Raw genomic sequence first — 501 nt, 5'->3', positions numbered from 1 at the left:
CACATTGGAACGAAGAGGAGATGATATTTACATTCCTGCTCACGAAGATGGATATGAGGTAAAAACGGATATTGATGGTTCTATTCTTACTATTGCTGATGCACCATGGCCAGGATTTACACCTGATTTATTGAGTATCGTTTTAGTTGTAGCCACACAAGCAAGAGGAGATGTATTGATTCACCAAAAAATGTTTGAAAGCCGATTGTTTTTTGTAGATAAATTAATCGACATGGGAGCAAAAATTATGTTATGTGACCCGCATAGAGCAGTGGTTATGGGGCATGATTTTAAATCACAATTGAAAGCAACAACAATGTCTTCACCGGATATTCGTGCTGGAATCTCCTTATTGATTGCGGCTCTTTCAGCTAAAGGAACAAGTACCATTCAAAATATTGAACAAATAGATAGAGGTTATGAGCGAATAGACGAACGCTTAAGAGCGATTGGAGCTAATATCATTCGAGCATAAACTTCTAAATTATTAAAAAAAAATCG

The 501-nt window shown here is 36.5% G+C and carries 1 pseudogene; it reads left to right on the top strand.

Features of this window, described 5'->3' with window-relative positions:
* A pseudogene (locus AB674_RS21680) lies at positions 1 to 475 on the top strand (UDP-N-acetylglucosamine 1-carboxyvinyltransferase); the annotation flags it as partial.
* Between the last annotated feature and the right edge of the window lie 26 nt (positions 476 to 501).

Source organism: Flavobacterium sp. ABG, assembly GCF_001027725.1.
Taxonomy (GTDB): Bacteria; Bacteroidota; Bacteroidia; order Flavobacteriales; family Flavobacteriaceae; genus Flavobacterium; species Flavobacterium cupriresistens.
The sequence above is the reverse complement of the archived record's forward strand: the minus strand, read 5'-3'. Positions and strand labels throughout refer to the sequence as shown.